General features: G+C 72.8%; 15 protein-coding genes. 3 read left to right on the top strand and 12 right to left on the bottom strand.

Features of this window, described 5'->3' with window-relative positions:
- Positions 1 to 57 precede the first annotated feature (57 nt).
- From J2Y46_RS20015 to J2Y46_RS20005, 3 genes are all read left to right on the top strand, one after another.
- Positions 58 to 1,089 (top strand): malate dehydrogenase, encoded by a 1,032-nt coding sequence (locus tag J2Y46_RS20015; protein WP_310244869.1) that lies wholly within the window; start codon positions 58 to 60, stop codon positions 1,087 to 1,089.
- A gap of 52 nt (positions 1,090 to 1,141) precedes the next feature.
- Positions 1,142 to 2,914 carry a sodium:proton antiporter gene (locus J2Y46_RS20010; RefSeq protein WP_045297636.1) on the top strand — a complete coding sequence of 591 codons (1,773 nt, stop codon included), beginning with the start codon at positions 1,142 to 1,144 and terminating at the stop codon, positions 2,912 to 2,914.
- A 153-nt stretch (positions 2,915 to 3,067) separates the two neighbouring features.
- The gene (locus J2Y46_RS20005) at positions 3,068 to 3,559 is read left to right on the top strand and encodes a recombinase family protein (RefSeq protein WP_310244867.1); all 492 of its coding nucleotides are present in this window, start codon (positions 3,068 to 3,070) and stop codon (positions 3,557 to 3,559) included.
- A 13-nt stretch (positions 3,560 to 3,572) separates the two neighbouring features.
- Here J2Y46_RS20005 and J2Y46_RS20000 read toward each other — a convergent pair whose 3' ends face one another.
- From J2Y46_RS20000 to J2Y46_RS19945, 12 genes are all read right to left on the bottom strand, one after another.
- Positions 3,573 to 4,043 (bottom strand): hypothetical protein, encoded by a 471-nt coding sequence (locus tag J2Y46_RS20000; protein WP_045297638.1) that lies wholly within the window; start codon positions 4,041 to 4,043, stop codon positions 3,573 to 3,575.
- 52 nt (positions 4,044 to 4,095) lie between these two features.
- Positions 4,096 to 5,160, bottom strand: a complete 1,065-nt coding sequence (locus J2Y46_RS19995; RefSeq protein WP_052676721.1) for a WXG100 family type VII secretion target — start codon at positions 5,158 to 5,160, stop codon at positions 4,096 to 4,098.
- 76 nt (positions 5,161 to 5,236) lie between these two features.
- Positions 5,237 to 5,506, bottom strand: a complete 270-nt coding sequence (locus tag J2Y46_RS19990; protein WP_045297640.1) for a WXG100 family type VII secretion target — start codon at positions 5,504 to 5,506, stop codon at positions 5,237 to 5,239.
- A gap of 166 nt (positions 5,507 to 5,672) precedes the next feature.
- Positions 5,673 to 10,097 carry an FtsK/SpoIIIE domain-containing protein gene (locus J2Y46_RS19985; protein WP_310244863.1) on the bottom strand — a complete coding sequence of 1,475 codons (4,425 nt, stop codon included), beginning with the start codon at positions 10,095 to 10,097 and terminating at the stop codon, positions 5,673 to 5,675.
- Positions 10,094 to 10,843: a hypothetical protein gene (locus J2Y46_RS19980; protein ID WP_310244861.1), complete on the bottom strand. Its 750-nt coding sequence runs from the start codon at positions 10,841 to 10,843 to the stop codon at positions 10,094 to 10,096. Before J2Y46_RS19980 ends, J2Y46_RS19985 begins: the two co-directional genes overlap by 4 nt.
- Positions 10,840 to 12,465: a serine/threonine-protein kinase gene (locus J2Y46_RS19975; RefSeq protein ID WP_310244858.1), complete on the bottom strand. Its 1,626-nt coding sequence runs from the start codon at positions 12,463 to 12,465 to the stop codon at positions 10,840 to 10,842. The genes J2Y46_RS19980 and J2Y46_RS19975 overlap by 4 nt, the downstream gene beginning before the upstream one ends.
- Positions 12,462 to 13,856: an FHA domain-containing protein gene (locus tag J2Y46_RS19970; RefSeq protein WP_310244856.1), complete on the bottom strand. Its 1,395-nt coding sequence runs from the start codon at positions 13,854 to 13,856 to the stop codon at positions 12,462 to 12,464. Before J2Y46_RS19970 ends, J2Y46_RS19975 begins: the two co-directional genes overlap by 4 nt.
- On the bottom strand, positions 13,856 to 14,710 hold the full coding sequence (locus J2Y46_RS19965) for a PP2C family serine/threonine-protein phosphatase (RefSeq protein WP_045297646.1): 855 nt from the start codon (positions 14,708 to 14,710) through the stop codon (positions 13,856 to 13,858). The genes J2Y46_RS19970 and J2Y46_RS19965 overlap by 1 nt, the downstream gene beginning before the upstream one ends.
- The gene (locus J2Y46_RS19960; protein ID WP_310244853.1) at positions 14,707 to 15,912 is read right to left on the bottom strand and encodes an RDD family protein; all 1,206 of its coding nucleotides are present in this window, start codon (positions 15,910 to 15,912) and stop codon (positions 14,707 to 14,709) included. Before J2Y46_RS19960 ends, J2Y46_RS19965 begins: the two co-directional genes overlap by 4 nt.
- Positions 15,909 to 18,434, bottom strand: coding sequence for a transglutaminaseTgpA domain-containing protein (locus J2Y46_RS19955; protein ID WP_310244851.1), 2,526 nt, complete (start codon positions 18,432 to 18,434; stop codon positions 15,909 to 15,911). The genes J2Y46_RS19960 and J2Y46_RS19955 overlap by 4 nt, the downstream gene beginning before the upstream one ends.
- Positions 18,431 to 19,693, bottom strand: coding sequence for a DUF58 domain-containing protein (locus tag J2Y46_RS19950; RefSeq protein ID WP_045297649.1), 1,263 nt, complete (start codon positions 19,691 to 19,693; stop codon positions 18,431 to 18,433). Before J2Y46_RS19950 ends, J2Y46_RS19955 begins: the two co-directional genes overlap by 4 nt.
- The gene (locus tag J2Y46_RS19945; protein WP_045297651.1) at positions 19,693 to 20,664 is read right to left on the bottom strand and encodes a MoxR family ATPase; all 972 of its coding nucleotides are present in this window, start codon (positions 20,662 to 20,664) and stop codon (positions 19,693 to 19,695) included. Before J2Y46_RS19945 ends, J2Y46_RS19950 begins: the two co-directional genes overlap by 1 nt.
- Between the last annotated feature and the right edge of the window lie 37 nt (positions 20,665 to 20,701).

Here is a 20,701-nt window from a genome sequence, read left to right as displayed (position 1 = left end):
AGGAACCATTCCCTAATCGGCAGGAATGAGTAAAATGCCGCGGTCTAGGCTCGGGGCATGGCGAGCGAACCTACGACCGTGACCATCACCGGCGGCGGAGGCCAGATCGGCTACGCCCTGATGTTCCGCATCGCTGCGGGCGACATGCTCGGCCCGGATCGTCCGGTTCGGCTGCGCCTGCTCGAGATCCCCCAGGGCATGCGCGCGGCCGAGGGCGCGGCGCTCGAGCTGCAGGACTGCGCGTTTCCGCTCCTGACCGACGTCGACGTCACCGACGACCCGCTCACGGCCTTCAACGGCACCCGCATCGCGATGCTCGTGGGCGCGCGGCCGCGCACCGCCGGCATGGAGCGTGGCGACCTGCTCGCCGCGAACGCCGGCATCTTCGGGCCGCAGGGCAACGCGATCGGCGCGGTGGCCGACGACAGCGTGCGTGTCGTCGTGGTGGGCAACCCCGCGAACACGAATGCGCTCATCGCGGCAGCATCCGCTTCGCCCGACATCCCGTCCGAGCGCTTCACCGCCCTCACGCGCCTCGACCACAACCGCGCCGTTGGCCAGCTGGCCGAGGCCCTCGATGTCGCCGCCGGCGACATCGCAGACGTCGTGATCTGGGGCAACCACTCCGCGACCCAGTTCCCCGACGTCGCGCACGCGATCCTGCCCGACGCGAGGTCGGTGCTCGAGGCTCTGGCCGAGCGCCTCGGCGGCGAGGCCGCGGCCGCGGCATGGCTCGACGACGTCTTCATCCCGCGGGTGGCCAAGCGCGGGGCCGAGATCATCGAGGTGCGCGGCTCGTCGTCGGTCGCGTCCGCGGCCAACGCCGCGATCGACCACGTCCGCGACGAGCAGCACGGCACCCGCCGCGGCATGACCTCGGCCGCGGTCGTCTCGCGCGGCGAGTACGGGGTGCCCGAGGGGCTCGTGTGCTCGTTCCCTGTGACTTCGCGCGGCGTCGGATCGCACGGCGGCGGGTACGAAGTCGTCGAGGGACTCGACCTCGACGCCCGCGCGCGCGCCCGGGTCGCGGCATCCGTCGACGAACTCGTCGCGGAGCGCGACGCGGTCCGGGCGCTCGGCGTGCTCTGACGCGATCGGCGGTTCGCCGGAGGCCGGAACGGGCGGCAATAGGCTCTGAGTCGTGGAAGCCCTGATCGTCGTCATCATCGCGATCGTGGTGATCGCCCTCGCGACGGCGGTCGCGCCCAAGCTCGGGATCGCGGGACCGCTGATCCTCGTGCTCGTGGGCGGCGCGGTGAGCCTGCTGCCGTTCCTCGAGATCCCCGAGATCAACCCCGAGTTCATCCTCGTCGGCGTGCTGCCCCCACTGCTCTACTCGGCGGCCGTCTCGCTCCCCGCGATCGAGTTCCGCCGTGACTTCGGGCCCATCGCCGGCCTGTCGTTCCTGCTCGTCATCCTGAGCTCCGTGCTGCTCGGGTTCTTCTTCATGGCCGTGATCCCCGGCATCCATCCGGCCGTCGCTGTCGCGCTCGGGGCGATCCTCAGTCCCACGGATGCTGTGGCCACCTCGATCGTCAAGCGCCTGGGTGTGTCGCGGCGCGTGGTGACGATGCTCGAGGGCGAGAGCCTGCTCAACGACGCGACGGCGCTGGTGCTGCTGCGGACCATGATCGCGTCGGTCGGACTCGCGACCAGCGTCACCGGCGACACCCGCATCGGGTTCGGGTTCATCCCGGCGTTCGCGTGGGGCGTCGTCGTCGCGGTCGTGGTCGGCGCGATCGTCGGGTGGCTCAACCTGCGCCTGCGGTCGCTCATCAAGAACTCCGCAGCGAACACCGCGATCGGCTTCGTGGTGCCCTTCATCGCGTACATCCCCACCGAGGAGCTCGGCGGATCCGGCCTCGTCGCCGCGGTCGTCGCGGGCATCGTGACCGGCCAGGGTGCGGCCCGGTGGTTCACGCCCGAGCAGCGACGATCGGATGAGCACAACTGGCACACGATCGAGCTCGTGCTCGAGGGCGCCGTCTTCCTCATCATGGGCCTGGAACTCAGCGACATCGTCGAGCAGAACGTCGAGCAGCACAACGGCATCGGCACCGGACTCGGGATCGCGCTCGGCGCGCTGACGATCATCATCGCGGCGCGCGCCGGGTACGTCTCGCTGCTGGTGTGGCTGCAGAGCCGCCGCGCCCGCGGGCGGCAGCGCACGCGCCTCGAGGCGATGAACACGCGGCTCGACCAGATCGCCGACGGCTCGGTCGTGCCGGATCCGCGATATCGCGGCCGTCGCGGCGAGGCCTCGTTCGACGACCCGCGCGCCCAGCGGCGCCTCTCGTCGATGCGGTCTCGCGTCTCGCGAGCGCTCAGCGACCTCGATTACTACCAGGCGTCGCCGCTCGGCTGGAAGCACGGCGCGATCATCGTGTGGGCCGGCATGCGCGGCGTCGTGACGCTCGCGGCCGCTCAGACGATCTCGAGCGATGTCACCGACGACCGTGCGCTGCTGGTGTTCATCGCGTTCGCGGTCGCCGTGGGCAGCCTCATGCTGCAGGGCTTCACGCTGCCGTGGGTGGTCAAGGCGCTGCGGCTCGAACGACCGGGCGACGACAGCCTCGACCGCGCCGAGCAGTCGGCGCTCGATGACGAGCTGCGCGATGCCGCGGTCGGCGCGCTGTCGAGCCCCGCGCTCCGCCGCCGCGACGGATCGGCGTTCGACGAGGAGCTCGTCGAACGGATCGGCAGCCGCATGGTCGATCCGCCCGACGACGCCGACGGGCTCCCGACCCGCGACCTGCTGGAGCTCCGGCTCGCCATGATCGAAGCGATGCGCGTGCGCCTGAACGAGCTGTCATCGGGCGGCGACTACAGCACGCCCGCCCTGCGCCACGCACTGGCCGAGCTCGACGCCGACCAGCTCAGCCTCGAGCTGCGCCTCGACGACGAAGAGGACTGAGCACGGGCCTTCCGCGACCGCTGCAGTTCCTGGCGCCTGTTGCGTCGCGCGACGCAGCAGGTGCCGGAAAGTGCAGCACTTGCCTCCGGAGGGTACCGCGTCGCCAGGTCACGGCGGTGTGGGGGACAATGGTCGAGAGCGAGGGGGCCTCACATGAGCGAGACGACGAAGACGCCGGATGCCGCGCACACGCACGCGGCGCCGACTCCGGGGCCGGTCGCGTCCGACACCGCGCCGCTGCATCTGCCGCACCAGGCGGCCGAGTGCCCCAAGTGCTTCACCGAGCTGCAGCAGAACCGCAACTGGTGGCTCGCCCAGCCCGCCGGCTCACGTCTCGTCGGGCTCGTGATCGCACGCGACGACATGCCGTCCGTCGTCGAGCAGCGCAATGACCTCACGCGCTTCGGCGTGCCGATCGAAGGCTTCCGCCACCCCGCACCGGAGACGCTGGAGTCGTGGGAGGAGCGGCTCGTCCGCCTGTACGGCACGCTCGTGCGCGGCGACGTGCTCGTGGTCGCGAACGTGCACGCGCTCGGGCGCGACATCGACGAGGAGACCCGCACCGTCGCGGAGCTGCACCGCCGCGGTGTGGTGGTGAAGGTCGTCAGCCACGGTGGGCGCCACCTGTACGACGCCGGGCGCTGACGCGCCTCGCCGGTCAGCCGATGCGGGCGCCTGCGACGATCTGGCGGATCGCAGGCAGCGACGTCTCGTAGTCGGCCGGGGTGGCCGTGCCCGTGACCCGCACCACGTCCGTGACTGGACCGTGCTCGACCACGGTCACCGCGACCACCTGCACGACGGTGCCGACGGCGGCCGTCGCATAGGCGAACTCCGACACGGCCCACGTCCGGCCGGACAACTCGACGCGCGCGGAGTCGACCGGCGCGACGTCGGGAAGCTGCGCGACGTATTCCTCGACTGCGGCGGCCGCCGCCTCGAGCGTGTGTCCGGCTTCGGCGCGCGTCAACCCGACGACCACGTTGGGCGAGAACGCCTCGGGGCCGCGGTCGTCGATGAGCGCGAGCACCGTGCCCGCGAACGCCCGCGGCTCCCAGCCGTCGGGCGCGTCGAGGGTCACCGCCGGGAAGGCGGGGAAGGCGTCGCTGGGGAAGGATGCCTGGGACATGAGGTCCTCTCGGTGTGTCAGGTCCGTATGGGTCGTCGTAGGGCGGGCGTGGTCAGAACAGGCTCATGATGCCGTCGGCCATGTCCTTCGGGCTGAAGGAGATCGACGGCTTCACCGAGAATCCCACACCCAGCGCGAGGCCGAGCTCGAGTTCGAGATCCACCTTGTCGACGCCGAACTGCGCGTTGACGGCGGCTTCCGCCCCGATGCCGGCGCGCACGCCCGCCTCGAGCTCGCCGCCGACCCCGAGCATCTCGGCCTCGACGGAGCCCTTCGCCTCGGCACCGGCGAACGCGCCGGCACTGACGCCGGCCTGCGCCCCCTCGGGCCCGAGGGTGAGTCCGCCGCCGATGTCGGCGCGGGCGCCGGCGAGCGCCTCGCCTTCGACGCCGACGTGGCCGAGGTCGTTGCCGTACTCGGCCGATCCCTCGGCGTAGGCGCCGGCTTTCACGGAGGCCTCCCCGCCCACGCCGATGCCCACGTTGTTCTGCGTGACGTCGTCGCCCAGGTGCTTGCTGCGGTCGTTCGCATCGTTGCGCTGCGTCTCGTCCGATTCGCCGAAGCTGTAGTCGCCCGACGCGTTGGCCTTGACGCCGGCGCCGATCTCGCCGTCCGCCTTCGCCGTGCCGCCGAGCACCTCGGCCTCGGCCTCGCCGCGGGCGTTCAGACCATAGCGCCACGCGACCTCGCCGTCGCCCGCCTCGACGACGCCGTTCTCCCAGCCGGCGAAGTTGGGCGAGTCCTCGTCCGTGGACGATCCCGGCGGTGTGGTCGTGCCCCCGCCGCCGGTGGTCGGTCCGGGCACGCTCGTCCCGGGTCCACCCGGGCCTGCGGAGCCACCGGGGCCGCCGGAGACGGAGCTCGTGACCTCCTGGTCGTCGGCGTTGGTGCGCAGGGCCCGCGACGCGTCACGGAGGCGGGTCGCAGCATCGGTCAGCCGGCGCGAATGGTCCGTGTCCCAGTCGGAGCGGAACGTCGTCGCGTCCGCGCCGTGCCACGGCGCCCTCGAGAGCTCGCCGCTCAGCAGCGTCGTGATCGACTCGAGCGACTGCGCGGCGCGCTCGAACTCGGATGCCGCGTCGCGCAGCTGCGCGACGTCTGCCCCGTAGACACCCATTTCGCACCTTCCGGCGGATCAGGCCCGACCTACGCGTGCAGGGGCGGTCCCGAGGACCGCCCCTGCAACGCGTCGATCAGAGCGACGACGAGGTGCTCTCCTGAGCCGAGGCGTTCGCCGAAGCCTTCTGGCCGGCCTCCTGCAGCGCGGCGATGACCTTCTTGAGCGACGCGGTGTGCTCGCCGTTCCAGGCGTTGCGGAACTGCTCGGCGTCCGGGCCCGTCCACTGCGTCGAGTTCAGCTTCGAGGTGAGCTGCGACAGGATCGACTGGATGTCGCCGGCCTTGCTGTTGAGCTGCGTCGAGAGCTCGCGGACCTGCTGGACGTCAAGACCCCAAACGGCCATGGTGTTCTCCTTCGTTGGTTGCCCGGCGAGCGGGCGAGTGGTTCCGGTTCAGGCCCCGAGTCGTTCCGGGAAGTCCTTCGAGAGGCGATTCCCTCTCATGTCCACGACGCTATCGGCGCCGCTTCCACACCGTCGATGGGGACATATCCCCATCGGCCTTGCACCGTCACCAGACGCCGTCCGAGACGGCCACCTGCAGGCGCCGTGCGCGCCCCTGATGGATCGTGAAGCCGCGTCCTGGCGGGAAGTCGGCGCGCTTGACGCGGCCGAGCGACAGCCCGAAGAGGGAGTCGCCGTCCACGTCGCTGGGGGCGAGCAGCAGTCCCTGCCTGGCGGCCTTGAACGGCTGGCCGAGGAGCCACGCCTGGCTCCACGTCGACGACTCCGCCTCGCCGACCACGAACCCGTCGGCGCGCACGGCGGCACGGATCAGCCGGTCCAGCGGCGACTCGGCCTCGCCGCCGGAGAACTCGGTGAGGTGCTCGACCAGGATCGCGGGGTTCGCGAGCGCCCCCGACTCGATCTCGTCGGCGAGCGTCGCGGCGAGCGCGGCGACGGCTGGCGGGTCCTGTGCCGCGTACCCCGGCTCGGTCGCCAGCCGCAGCGCGGTGCGCCGGGCCGACAGGTGCACGACGGGCCGCTGCGGATCGGCGCGGCGCAGCGCGCGCCCGATCGTCTCGAGGGTCGTGGTGCGGCCGCTGCCGGGAGGGCCCGCGAGCTGGAACGCCCCGCGCGCGTCGATGCCGGCCGGTCCGAGGTCCTCGTCGGCGAGTCCGATCACCAGGTCGCCGCGCGGGGTGCGCGGCGGCAGCTTCGCCAGGTCCGCGCGCTCCGGCAGACGGCCGACGGCGGGGGCGTCGGCGACGCCTTGGCGCCGCATCGCGTCGGCGAGGCGCTCGAGCTCACGCGCCTGCACCGCCATGTTCGAGCTGCCGCCGAGCACGGCGAACTGGATCTCGTCGCCGTCGAGCATGCCGCGGCCAGGGGGCGAGGCCGCGGTCAGCACGTCCTTCGGGACGCCGAGCAGCAGGTAGTCGTCCTCGGTGGCCAGGCGCAGCACGAATCGCTTCTGCACCGTCGACGAGATCGAGGTCGGGATCGAGTTCGGGCGGTCGCCGGTCATCACGAAGTGCACGCCGACCTGGCGGCCGTCGACGGCGATCTGCGAGAACACCGCGAACCAGCCGGAGCTCCCCGATGCGAACTCGTACCGCTCGCGGAACGCGCCGAGCCCGTCGATCAGCACCACGATGCGCGGCTCGTCGGGACGGCCGGCGAGGCGCCGGTACTCGCCGATCGTGCCCGCCCGTAGGTCGCCGTAGCGCGTCGAGCGCTCGTCGACGATGTCGCGCAGCATCCGGAGCAGGCGGGTGACGCGCTCGTCGTCGTCGCCGTCCACGACCGCACCGACGTGCGGCAGACCCTCGAGCATGCGCAGGCCGCCGGCGCCGAAGTCGAGGCCGTAGACGTGCACGGGGCCGCCGCGAGGTGTGATGGCCGCCGACACCGCGATGGTGCGCAGCGCCGTGCTCTTGCCGGAGCCGCCGGTGCCGAAGATCGCGACGTTGCCGTCGCGGTCGGGCTCGTAGAACGTCGTCGGCTGCGACTGCGTGTGCGGGTCGTCGACCACGCCCAGCAGCATCCGTTCGTCCGTGCGGGGGCTGGGAAGGCGTGCCAGGTCGTAGGCGGTCGCGAGCTCGTCGAGCCACGGTCTCCGCGGGGCGGGAATGGCGAGCGCGGATGCCGCGGACCTGACCGTGCGGACGATCCGGGCGATGTCGGTCGGACCGGGATCGGCGACCGCCCTGACCTCTTCGGCCGGCACCTCCCAGCGGGCGCCGACGCCGAAGTCCAGCTCGTGGATGCCGATCTGCGGGCGCGGCTTCTCGCCCGTCGTCCAGCCGCCGACGTAGCCGGTCTGGAACGACGCGACGCGCCCCGGTCCGGTCTTCGCGGCGCCGCGGCCGGGGATCGACGGATCGAAGTGCGCGGCCATCGGCGTGCCGAGGATGTCGGTGGAGTCCTCGGTGTCGGCCATGCGCAGGGCGACGCGGAGGTTGGTGTTGGCGCGCAGGTTGTCCTTGATGACGCCGGCGGGCCGCTGCGTCGCGAGGATCAGATGCAGACCGAGCGACCGGCCGCGCTGCGCGACGTCCACGACGCCGTCGACGAACTCCGGCACTTCGCTCACGAGCGCGGCGAACTCGTCGACCACGATGATGAGGCTCGGCGGCGTCTCGGGGTCGCCGGTGCGCTCGAGCGAGACGAGGTCCTTGGCCTTCTTGCGGTTGAGCAGGTGCTCGCGGTACCGCAGCTCCGCGCGCAGCGACGTGAGCGCGCGGCGCACGAGGTGCGGCGACAGGTCGGTGACGAGGCCGACGGTGTGCGGCAGGTCGACGCAGTCCGCGAAGGCCGAGCCGCCCTTGTAGTCGACGAACAGGAACGTCACGCGGTCGGGGCTGTGCGCCGCCGCCATGCCGAGCACCCAGGACTGCAGGAACTCGGACTTGCCGGCTCCCGTGGTGCCGCCGACGAGCGCGTGGGGACCCTGCGTGCGGAGGTCGAGGTGGAAGGCCCCGGCACCGCCGTGTCCGACCAGCGCGCGGAGGTTCCCCTCCTTCTTGCGGCGCTGCGGCGGCCGGCCGTCGCGCGGGGTGATCGAATCGCTCTCGCGCCAGCGGTCGACGATCACCGCGGCATCGCCGCCGATGTCGGCGGCGGCGAGGTCGATGAACGACACCGAGCGCGGGAGGTCGGACTCGTCGTCGACGGGGGTTCCGGCGTCGACCGTCGGCGACAGCACGCGCGCCCACGCCGTCGCCGAGCCGTCGTCGAGCAGTTCGACGCGCACCGGGGTGCTCGAAAGGCCCCGGCGGACGATCCCGGCCGCCGTGCCCTCGGCGGCACCGTCGACCACGAGGAACGTCCGGCACGCGGCGGGGAGGGCGAGCGCCGTCGGCGCGACCCAGAGGAGGTGCACCGCGACGTCGGGGCCGCGCTCGGCGAGGCGCGTCAGGCGCGCGCGATCGACAGTGGCGTCGTCCTCGACGATCACGAGCACCGCGGGCACGCGCGACGGCGCGGCGTCTGCCGGCTTTCCCGACTCGATGGGCCCGCGGCCCTTGTGCATGTCCTTGTCGCCGACGCGCTCGTCGACGAGACCCTCGAGACGGGAGAGAAGGGATGCTGCGGTCCCCGGGTTCGCGGCGAGGTGCGCGCCGTCCAGCGGAGTGTGGGGCGAGCTCGTGTGCGGCAGCCATTCGAGCCATGACCAGGCCGGACGCGACGCGGGTGACGTGAATGCCGTGACGATGAGCTCGGCAGGAGAGTGGGTCGCCACCAGCTGCATCGCGAAGGCGCGCGCCGCGGCATCCGCCTGTCCGCGCGAGCCCGCGATGCCGACGTTGCCCGCCTCGCGGAGGTCGGCCACGACGGGCACGTCGTCGATGGTCGCGAAGCGCTCGCGCACGGCCAACAGGCGCTCGGTGAACTCGGGCTCGGTGTCTTCGATCGAGCCGAGCTCGATGACCGCGCGAGAAGGCAGGGTGCCCGTGCCGAGGCGGGCCGTGAGGAATGCCGGGTGCTCCGGGCGATGGGTCCACGTCAGGTCGCCCCACGACGACAGCGACGCGAGCGCATCGGCCAGCGCCGGCACCTCGGCCGAGCGCACCGCGCGCTCTTCGATCTGCTCGCGCTGCAGGAGCGCGTCGAACTGCTCCATTCCGGCGTCGAAGCGCGCCACCGCCTTCTTGTGCTCGGCCCGTGCGGCGAGCTTGTTGTCGACGAACGCCGCGATCATGATGAGCGGGCTCAGCGCGATGAAGACGACGGCGAGGATCGACTGGGTGAACCAGAAGAGGATCGCACCCATGAACAGCGGCGCGATGAGCGCGATGATCGGAAGCCGCTGAGCGGCCTGCGGCCGGGGCGGTTTGGGCGCCGGGAAGTCGGGCTTCTCGTAGCGCGGCACGACGCGCGGCGAGCGCACGATCTCGACGGTGGATGCCGCCGAGTGCACGCTGCCGGGGCGCGTGAGCGGCACGACCGACACCTCCGTCGACCCCAGCAGCACGACGTCGTCGGGCGAGAGCGTGGTGCGGGCGATCTGCTCGCCGCCCATCACGAGGCCGTTGGCCGAGCCGAGGTCGATGATCTCGATGCCCGCGTCGACGTTGATGCGCGCGTGGCGCTTGGACACGAGGGCGTCGTCGATGACGATGTCGGCGCCCCGGTCGCGGCCGACGACGTTCGATCCGGCGCGCAGCGGCAGCTCGCTGCCGGCACGCGGTCCGCTGCGGATGCGGAGAACCGCGGCGGGCGCGTCGTCACCGACGTACGCGGGCGCGGCGACGACCTGCACGGTCTGCCCCGAGCGGATGCCGGATTCGGCGACGGCGCGCTCGGGGTCGACGATGCGCGGTCCCGCCGACTCGGCCGCCGCGAGGGTCACGGCCCCCGGGTCGGCGATCTCGGCGGTCGGATCGGCGAGAACGAGTGTGCGCGCCAGGTCGCCCACGGTCGAGGTGCCGTCGGCCGTGACCTCGAGATCCACCGGCGTTCCGGACCGGTGGAGCGTGAACTTGAGCTTCACGCGTCGTCCTCTCCCAGGTCGCTCTCACCGCGGAGGGAGCCCTCGTGCTCGACGTCCAGGAGGGGGAGGTCGTCACGGGTGACGAGGCGCGCCGCGATCGCGTGCTCGACGAGTCGCACACGGCGGTTCGTCGCGTACGAGCGCACCCCGCCGCGCATGCCGGGCACGCCGACACGATCGAGCTTGTCGCAGACGTTGTCGAGCTTGCGGTTGAAGCGCGTGAGCGTCCACCCGAGCCGCTCGGCGGCCTGCGCCGACGTCGGCAGCTCGCTCATGCCGGTGCCCTCGCGCCGCAGCACGGGCTCGGCGAGCGCCAGGATCATGACGCGCTGGCTGTGCGTCAGCGGCACGTCGCCGATCGTCGAGAGGCCGTCGTCGTCGGCGGGCGGCTGCGTGTCGCGGAACGTCGGCTCGGCCGCGTGGATCGTGAGCTCGTACGTCGTCGGGCCGGCGCTGAAGATGACGGATGTCGAGGCGAAGACGAGCGGCAGCCGTGCGCCGGGGGCGAGCCAGGCCTGCACGCGCCCGCCGGAGTCGGTGACCGTCGCCGACAGCCGCGAGCCCACGTTGGAGAGCAGCCAGAGCCCCTCGACGTTCTGGATCGTGAGGAAGTTCCGGTGCAGGAACAGGTTGTCGTCGATCGCGAGGTCGCCCTCGCGCCCCACCGTGAAGACGGCGCCGGGCTCGACGGAGAACTCCTCGCCCGCGAACTCAACGGTGAGCGCGTCGGCCTCTGCGGTGGTCACGGCGTGCACCCCCGGGTGGGATCGGGCTGCTGCTGACCGTTGGCCCGCACCAGCGTGACGTCCACACAGGTCTGCCCCGTCGTCGCGGCCGGCACGGTGATCTCGGGCGCCTCGACCGGCTCGGTCTCGCCCGTGCCGTCGGTCAGCGAGACGGCCTCGATGATGTAGAAGTCGCCTTCCTGGGGATCCGGGTTCGTCCACGTGAACCTCACGCCGCCCTCGACCGGTGCGCCGACGACGTCTGCGACGGCCGGGACGACGGTCGAGAGCGGATCCTGCGGCTTCGAGGACTCCGTCGGCCTCGGCTGCTCCTGCGCCGTGCCAGACAGGATGCCCGGCAGCGACACCCCGACGATGACCGCGACGATCACGAGCGCGGCGGCGCCGAGCCCGATCCACAGACCGGTACGGCGGCGACGCGGCGCAGCATCCGTGTTCTCCTCCTGCGGAGGTGCCGCCTCGAAGGCGGGAGCGCGGACGATCGTCTCGTCGAGCGACACCGGCAGGCCGACCTGATCGCGCCGGACCGTCTGCTCGTACGCCGACGGCGGGGCCGCGGGCACCCGGCGGGCGACGGTCTCGGTCTCGACGGGCGCCGCGTCGAACCGCGGCGCGTAAGCCTGGCTCGGCGCGGTCGTGGCGGAGGGGCGGGTCATGCCCGCGGCGGGAGTCGTCTCGGGGTTGATGCTGACGACGCCGCGGACGCGGGTGAGGCCGTCGTCCTCGTCCTCCTCGATGTCGTCCGGGAGCTGGTCGTCGAGGATGTCGATCGGTGTGACCGAGTGCGACAGCTCGATCTGCACGGTCTGCAGCGCACGCGCGAAGGCGAGCGCGCTCTCGTAGCGGTCGGCGGGTGCCTTCGCCATCGCGCGCTCGAGCACGCGCTGCAGCGACACGGGGACGTCGGCGCGACCGAGAGTGGGAAGCGGCAGCGTCTCGATGCGGTGGATGAGCTCGGCCGCGCCGTTGCGCTGACCGGGCAGCTCGAACGGCGAGCGTCCGGCCAGGAGCGTGTAGACGGTCGCGCCCAGCGCGTACACGTCGGAGCGCGGCTCGCTGCGGGGCACGTCGGCGAACGACTCCGGCGGCGACCACGGGATCGACAGGCCCGCCGACTCGGCGGCCGCGTTCGTGGTCGAGGCGATGCCGAAGTCGGTGAGCGCCGGGCGGTTGTACTCGGTGACGAGGATGTTCGCGGGCTTGATGTCGCGGTGCAGCACGCCCGCGCGGTGAGCCGTCTCGACGGCGGCGGCCACCTGAACGCCGACGCGCAGCGACTCCGCGATCGAGAAGGGCTCGCGCCGGTACCGCACCTGCAGGTTCGGCCGCGGGCAGTACTCCATCACGAGGTAGGGGCGGCCGTCCTTGGCGACACCCGCCTGGTAGATCGTGACGATCGCCGGGTGCGTCGACAGCATCGCCATGACGTTCGCCTCGGCGGTGAACTCCTCGACCGAGCCGCTCGACATGCGGTCCGTGAGCAGCACCTTCACCGCGACGCGGCGCTTCGGCAGCTGCTGCTCGTACAGGAACACGTCGGCGAAGCCGCCCGATCCGAGCAGGTCGACGTAGGTGAAGCCGGGAAGATCCGGCGGCGCCATGGGCGCGCGCTTGGCGCTCACGACAGCCCCTCGATCGCGACGGTGATGCCGTCGCCCAGGTCCAGCACATCGCCCGGGATCACGACCGCCCCCTCCCCCGGATGCAGCCGCACCGGTTCGGCGCCCTGGCGCAGCAGCGTCGTGCCGTTCGTGGTGCGCAGGTCTGTCGCGACGATGCTCTCGCCCTCGACCCGCAGCTCGACGTGGCTGCGCGAGATGTCCTGCTGCGGACTGTCGACGGCCACCAGGTGCGGCAGGTCGGTGCCGCTCACGCGCGTCGAGCGCGGGCGCCGGCCGATCACGACGGTGCGATCGAGCAGCAGCACCTGCCCCGTCGACACCCGGATGCGTCCGGGGGCGGGCGGCCGCGGCGGCGCGAGCGGCGCGGGGGTCGAATCGATGGGAACTCCGGCTCCGCCCGCCGCCTCACGCAGGGCGCGGGCCTGGGCCAGCGAGATCGTGGCCCCGTCGTGGTCGCCGGCGGGCGGGGCTGTGGGAGCGCCGTCTTCGTCGTCGCCCTCGGGGCGGACGGCGGCGTCTTCGACCGAGCGGATCACCGTGGCGCCCCAGAGGTGGTCGTAGCCCGTGGTCGAGGCGAAATCCTCGGCGGCGACCGGCGCGGCGGGCGACGGCACAACGGTGTCCGCAGCGGCGGGAGGGATGAGGGCCGAGTCGAGGGGAAGCAGGGTCTCGGCGTCGACGACCGACGGCACGGCCGTCGAGTCGATGAGCTCGGCGGCGGGGGTCGAGGACGGCACGTCGGGCACGGCGACGCGCGAGGACCACGGACCGCGAACCGGCGGCTCGCCCGACGAAGAGGCTGCCGCGGGCGCCACCGGACTCGCCGGCGCTTCTGCGGCTGCCGGCGCATCGGCTGAGGGAGCCGGCTCCGACGCCGCGGGCACCGCGACGTCGCGCCGACGCGGACCGGGTGCGGGCTCGACCGGGGCGTCACCGGCGGCCGACGTCGCACCCGCCGGCGCAGCATCCCATTCGATCCTGCTCGCCAGCACGATGCCGTCGGCGATCTCGAACTCGGCCGGCGTGTCGGACCCCGGCGTCGTGAGCGCGACGCGCACCGCGCCCGGGATCACGCGCTCGGTCCACGTCGTGACGCCGGCGCCCGATACGCGCTCCGACGCCGCGGCATCGACGTCGAACGCGAAGTCGCCGCGCACGGCGACGCGGATCCCGTCGCCGTCAGCGAGGGCCACCGCGAACGCGGGGATCGCGGTCAGCGACGCGCCGTAGGCACCGGTGAGCGCCTCGATGACGCCGCCGAAGCCGCGGCCGTCGGCGAGCACCGACCGGATGCGGGCGAGCAGCGACGCCGAGGCGCCGGGCTCGAGCACGGCGAATCCGCGTGGGGTGACGGCGACCGGCGTCGTTCCCGGAGCGTAGATCGTGGGCATCAGAATCCTCCCGCGAACACCGCGCGGGGCAGCGTGTCGCCGTCGATGTCGGCGTCGGTGGTGCCGGCGGCGTTCGCCGGCACCGTGTCGCGCTCGCACGTGCGGCTCGTGCGCGTGCGAACCGCGAGGGCGTCCACGACGATCGCGGTGATGTTGTCGCGGCCGCCGCGCACCATCGCCTCGTGCACCAGCCGCGTCGCCGCCGCCTGCGGGTCGGCCTCGGCCAGGAGGATGCCGTGGATCGCGTCCTGCTCGAGCTCGCCCGAGAGTCCGTCGGAGCACACCAGGATGCGGTCGCCGTCCTCGGCCGGGATGAGCCAGTAGTCGGGCTCGGCGTCGCTGCCCGCCCCGATCGCGCGCGTGATCACGTTGCGGCGGGAGTCGCGCTGAGCGGCGTCGGCGGCGAGCTGCCCGCTGTCGACGAGCTCCTGCACGACCGAGTGGTCGACGCTCACCTGCTCGAAATGGCCCTCGCTCAGGCGGTAGGTGCGCGAGTCGCCCAGGTTGATCGCGAGCCAGTAACCCTCACCGTCGACGTCGGCGATGACCACGCCCGCGAGCGTCGTGCCGGCACCCGCACCGGCGCCGGCCGGCAGCGCCGCGACGCGGCGGCGCGCGGCGACGACCGCGGCCTGCACGTCGTCGATAGTCAGGCTCTCGCGTCCGGAGAGGCCCGAGAACTCGTGGATCACCGTCGCGCTCGCGATCTCGCCGGCGTTGTGACCGCCCATGCCGTCGGCCACGAGGAACAGCGGCGACACCGCGAGATGCGAGTCCTCGTTGATGCGGCGGCGCAGGCCCGCGTCCGTCGACGCCCCGAACGCGACCGCGATCGGCGGAGGTGATCCGGTCATCGCTCGAGCCCCACCGTCACGCGCCGGTCGCCGAACTCGAGCGTGTCGCCGTCGCGCAGGTTCGTGCGGACGCCCGGAGTGAGCGGGATCCGCCCGCCGTCGCGGACGAGCGTGGTGCCGTTGGTCGAGTGCCGGTCGGCGATCCAGGCGCCGGCGGTGTCGCCGCCGACCTCGAAGTGCGTCTTCGACAGCGACAGCGTCTCGTCGCGCACCGGGATCGCGACCGCGCCGTCCCCGCTCGCGGGGTTGCGGCCGTAGAGGGTGCGCCCGTACACGGCCATGCGCGTGCCGTCATCCCACGTCAGCACCGCGAGCACGGGCGCGCCGTCGTAGAGCGCGGCCCGCTGCGCCGGCGGCGGCACCACGATGCGCGTGGACTCGACGTCCTCCTCCGCGGAGGCGGGGACGACGGTGGAGGCGGTCGCGGTGGCGCCGAGCGGCTCGGTCGTGGTCGCGGCGGGGAAGGGCATGGTGACGCTGGGGAAGGACCCGGCCGCCCGCGTGGGCCCGGGTTCGTGCGTGATCCACGGGACGTCGGCGATCACTCCGGTCGATACAGGAGCGGCCGGGCGCGTCGAGGCCGGGGCTGCGTGAGCCGGCATGAACCCCGGTGCGGGCAACGGGCCCGCAGGCTGCAGGGAGGGCGCCGGCGCCAGCGATGCGGCCCCCGTCGGCGGAGGCAGGTACGGGTTCGCCGTGGCCGTCGCCGCGGGCGCAGGGGGCGCAGCATCCCGTTTCCGGATATCGACCACGAGGGCACGCGATGCCATGTCGTGCCAGCCCTGCCGGCGGCCGCTCGCGTCGAAGAGGGGCGTGAAGTAGCCGACAACGATCGACGCGGCGAGGCTGAACACGATGTTGCGCAGGATCGCGCGCCAGAAGCCGATCGGGGCGGCCGAAGCGGCGTCGTGCAGGCGCAGTCCGAGGATCCGCTGCCCGATGGACCCGCCGCCGCTGCCCTGCATCGCCGAGTAGACGAGCCACCAGGCGAACAGCAGGAGGCCGATCCCGGCGTAGCTGAGCAGGATCATGACCGCCAGGCCGTCGCGGTCCCAGGCGGGGCCCACGCCGAAGATGATGCCGACGACGATGCCGACCAGCACGGCGCCGATCACCCAGGCGACGCCGATGTCGATCGCGAACGCCCCCACTCGGCGTCCGATGGTCGCCGCGGGGGCGGCGCCTGGCGGGCTCGCGGTCATTCGTTCTCCTGTGCGGGGTGGGTGGAGCGCTCGGGTGCGCTCCGGGTCTTGCTGCCGCGGCGCGAGCGCCGGGTCGAGGTCTGGGCCGCGTCGGCGTCCGATGCGTCGGGCTGCGGGGCAGCGACGGCGTCCGGCGTCCGCGTCCGCGGTGCGCGCGCCGGGCGCGCAGGCAGCGCGAATCGCGTGCCCTCGAGGAGTGTACGGATGCTGAGCCTCGCGCCGAGACGCTGCCACACCGAGCGGCCCTTCCCCATGCCGCCGACGATCTCGTCGACCTGTGTCCAGAACGCCGCGATGTCATCGGGCGACGGCTCGGTGGGACCGAACACCTCGAGGTCGGCGCGGGATGCCAGGGTCGCGACCCGCGGCTCGGCGAACGCCGCGGTGAGCACGCCGGCGTCCTCCTGGCGCGTCGCTCCGGGGCGCACGGGCGCCCCGAAGTCCGAGGCGCGATCCACGAGCTCGTCCCACCCGCCGCTGATGCGGTCGGCGGCGCGCTCGGCATCGCGCCGCTTGCGGCGGCGCGTGGCCTTCAGGGCGCCGATCACGATGAAGGGCGCGAGCAGCACGGCGAGAAGGCCCAGCAGGCCTGCGCCGATCGACACGATCGTCCACAGCAGGCCCGCGTCGAACGCGTTCTCGTCCTCCGAGCCCCGGTCGTCGGCGACCGTCGGAGGCAGGTCGACGGGCTCCGCCGGCGGGGGCGGCGGCTGCAGCACCTGCGGCTTGGGATCGGCCTTGGGCTTGGTCGTCTGGTCGCTGGGGACCTGGTCCTCGGGAGGCGTCGGGTCGAACGGCACCCATCCGGCGCCGTCGAAGGCGACCTCGACCCACGCGTGGAGGGTCTCTCCGGTCGCGGCGTACACGGGCTCTCCGGCGGCATCCTCGTCAGGGTAGAACCCCATCACGACGCGCGCCGGAATGCCGACCTGGCCCGCGAGCAGGGCCATCGCCGTCGCGTACTGCTCGTCGTCACCCACCATCTGCTCGGAGCCGAGCAGCGTCGCGATGCGCTCGGCGCCGTGGCCGGCGCGCGACAGCGGCTGGCCGGCGAGACCGTGACTGAAGTAGCCGCCCTCCGACAGCATCTGCTGCAGCGCGCGCACCTGTTCCACGGGCGTCTCGGCCTCGGCGACGGTCTTCGACGCGATGTCGGCCAGCGCCTCGGGCACGCCGGTCTGCTTCGGCATCTTCAGCGGTGCGAACCTCTGGTCGGCGAGCGCCTCGTCGCTCGGCACCTCCGGGATCACCGCGTCGAGCGTGTACTCGTCGCCCTTCTCGAGCCCGACCGTGACCACGCCGGTCTCGGTCGCCTCGTTGTAGTGCGCGGTGCGACGGAGGTCGTCGGCGCGGTCGCCGTCGAACGTGACGCTGCGGACGGCGCCGGCATCCGGCATCCACACGCCCTCGAGCTCCCCGATCTCGACGTGCACCGTCGCGGGCGTGCCCTCGGCGCCGGCGGACATGTTGGTGCGCGCCGGTGTGAACGCGCTCGACGAACCGCTTCCGTCGTCCGACACGTTGTACACGGTGCCGTTGTACGCGTCCATCGTGGCCAGACGCATGCGGGCGCCCTCGGGCAGGCCGCTGACGGTGAAGAGCGGGTCCTCGGGGTGGTCGCGCACGTACGCGCGGAACGACTGCAGCGGGCTGGCGAACTCGCGGATGTCGAACGGCGGGATCACGACGTCGCGCAGCACGTACCGCGGCGACGACGGCGCCGCGAACCCGCTGGTGGCGACGCCGACGACGGCGGCGATCGCGACGACGGCGGCGCCCATCAGCACGCGCCGCAGACCGGCGCCCGACTTCGCCGCTCCCTCGCCGACCGAGATCGCGGCCGCCTGCGGCTGCCACGCCTGGCGCAGCGCCAGCCACACCACGGCCACGAGCCCGAACGCGACGCCCTGCACGACGGGCACGAACGGCTCGGACGTGCCGAGCGCGATCTCGATGGCGAGGAACGCGGCCGCAGGGATCAGCGCCCAGCCGGCGCTGCGCAGCCGCAGGGCGAGGGACGTCGTCAGCACCGCCGCGACGAGCGAGAGGATGAACGGCACGATCAGGTGACCGTCGTCGGTCGCCACCGGAGCGATGGTGGTGAGCAGCTGCTTCCACGACATGACCACGCCGAGCGCGAGCTGCCCCAGCGTCTCGAGGGTGGGGATGACGCCCGCGACCGTCGTGTGCGGCAGCGCGAGCGCCCCGCCGAAGAGGAAGTAGACGGCGATCGCAGCTGCCGTCAGCAGCAGGATGCCCCAGCGGAACAGCCGTCCGAGCACGCCCAGCCCCATGCCGAGCACGAGTCCGCCGAGCGCGGCGACGAGATAGCTCGCGCCGTCGAACGTCGGCGCGAACCCGACGATCGGGATGAGCAGCAGCAGCGCGACAGCGCCGAGGTCGAGGATCCAGCGCCGGGCCGGGAGCGCGTCGGCGCGCGACGCGCGGGGACCGGATGCCGCCGCCCGAGGCGGCGTCGAAGCCTCGGCCCGCGTGGAAAGCGGCGTGACGGACGCGCTCATGCGAGCACCTTCCGGAGGGCGTTCGGGAGCTGGTCGAGCGCACCGAGGGTCACGACATCCGCGTCGCCGATTCTGCGCAGCGACGGCGCGGAGTCGCCCGGCGACGCGACCACGGCGAGCACGCGCGCGCCGAACGGCAGGCGACTGCACGCGGTGCGCAGATCGTTGGAGTCGACCTTGCTGCCGCACACCAGCACGACCACGCTCGCGAGGGGCAGAGTCGCGGCGACGACGCCGGCGAGCTCGACGACGGAGCCCGCCTTCGCCTTCGAATGCCCGAGCGCCGAGAGCGAGTCGAGGAACTGCTTGCCCGTGCCGGCCGGCAGCGCGCGCTCCTGCACCCGCACCTCGACGCGCTGCGAGTCGCGCAAGGCGCGCAGGCCCAGGGAGCCCGCCGCCGAGATCGCGAGCTCGAACTCGTCGTCGTCGCGGTAGTCGCCGGGGCTCGTCGACAGGCCGATCACGAAGTGCGATCGGCGGGTCTCCTCGTACTGGCGCACCATCATGTGGCCGGTGCGCGCGGTCGACTTCCAGTGCACGTGGCGGAGGTCGTCGCCGGGCTGGTACTCGCGCAGTGCGTGGAACGAGACGTCGTCGGGCGACAGGTCGGTGGCGGGAAGGCCCTCGAGGTCGCGCAGGAACCCGAGCGACTGCCCGTCGAACAGCACCGTGCGCGGGTGCACGAACAGGTCGACCGGCTCGTCGCGGCGGTGCACGCGCTCGAAGAGGCCGAGCGGATCGCCGCGCACGACGCTCACCGGGCCGACCTTGACGACCGCGCGTCGCGACGTCGGGATGGCGAAGAGCTCTTCGGCGGACTCGCCGGCGGCCAGCCGGTTCACGTCGAAGACGCCGCGGCCGCCTCCGACCGGCAGCAGCACGCGCGAGGGGAGGATCGCGCGCGAGCCGGTGTTGGCGAGGGTCAGCGCACCGACGGCCCGCTCCCCCACCACGACGCGCGTGCGGTTGAGGTCGAGCGACACGTCGTAGGCCGTGCGGCCGATGAGGAACAGCAGGCACAGCGCCAGCACGACGGTGATCGAGATCGCCGCAACGGTGAGCTCCCACCAGCCGAGCGACCGGCCGGCGATCCACAAGGTGAGCGCACCGGCGATGAGCACCCAGGCGACGGGGCGCACGACCCCGAACGCGCGGCCGAGCACCGCGCCGACGCGCCGCAGCGCGCCGAGCACCAGCTGCCCGTACCAGGCGCGGCGGTCCTCCGTGGCCGCCGGCTGCCCGAGTGCTTCCGTCGTCATCAGGCCGCGGACCTCGCCTGCGGTGCGGCGACCGACTCGAGGACGCGCCCGATGACGGTCTCGGCCGAGGTGCCGGCGAACTCCGCTTCGGGGTCGAGCACGAGGCGGTGGGTCCACACCGGCGCCACGAGCGCCTTGACGTCGTCGGGCAGCACGAAGTGGCGGCCCTGTGCGGCGGCGTAGACCTTGGCGACGCGGATCATCGCGAGCGAACCACGCACCGAGACGCCCACGCGCGTGGCCGGGTCGTTGCGCGTGGCCTCGGCGAGCTGCGCGGTGTAGCGCAGCACAGCCGGGTCGACGTGCACGGTGCCGGCGAGGTCGGCCATGTCGGCGACGGCACCGGTCGTGATGATCGCGGGCAGGTGCGCCGACGGGTTGCGGTCGGCCGCGCCCGCGAGGATCCGCTCGGCCACCGCGAGGTCGGGGTAGCCGATCGACGTCTTGACGAGGAAGCGGTCGAGCTGCGCCTCGGGCAGCTTGTAGGTGCCCGCCTGCTCGATCGGGTTCTGCGTCGCGATCACGAGGAACGGACGACCGACGTCGTGCGTGACGCCGTCGACGGTGATCCGCGACTCCTCCATGACCTCGAGCAGCGCCGACTGGGTCTTCGGCGACGCGCGGTTGATCTCGTCCGCGAGGACGATCGAGGCGAACACCGGGCCGCGGTGGAACTCGAAGCGGTGCGATGTCTGGTCGTAGATCGTGACACCCGTCACGTCCGACGGAAGCAGGTCGGGCGTGAACTGGATGCGGCTCGACGTGCCCTGCACGGTGGCCGCGAGCGCCTTGGCGAGGCTCGTCTTGCCCGTGCCCGGGGCATCCTCCAGCAGCACGTGGCCTTCGGCGAGCATCGCCGAGAGCACCAGCGCCACGACATCGCGCTTGCCCATGAGGGCCTGGTCGACGTTGTCGACAAGTCGCGCGAAGGTTCCCTGGAACCAGGCCGCCTGTTCGGGGGTCATCGTCATGCGTGTTCTCGTTCTCTCGTTGCTGTCGTGTTCGTAG

This window comes from Microbacterium sp. BE35, assembly GCF_031457705.1.
Classification (GTDB): Bacteria; Actinomycetota; Actinomycetes; order Actinomycetales; family Microbacteriaceae; genus Microbacterium; species Microbacterium trichothecenolyticum.
The sequence above is the reverse complement of the archived record's forward strand: the minus strand, read 5'-3'. Positions and strand labels throughout refer to the sequence as shown.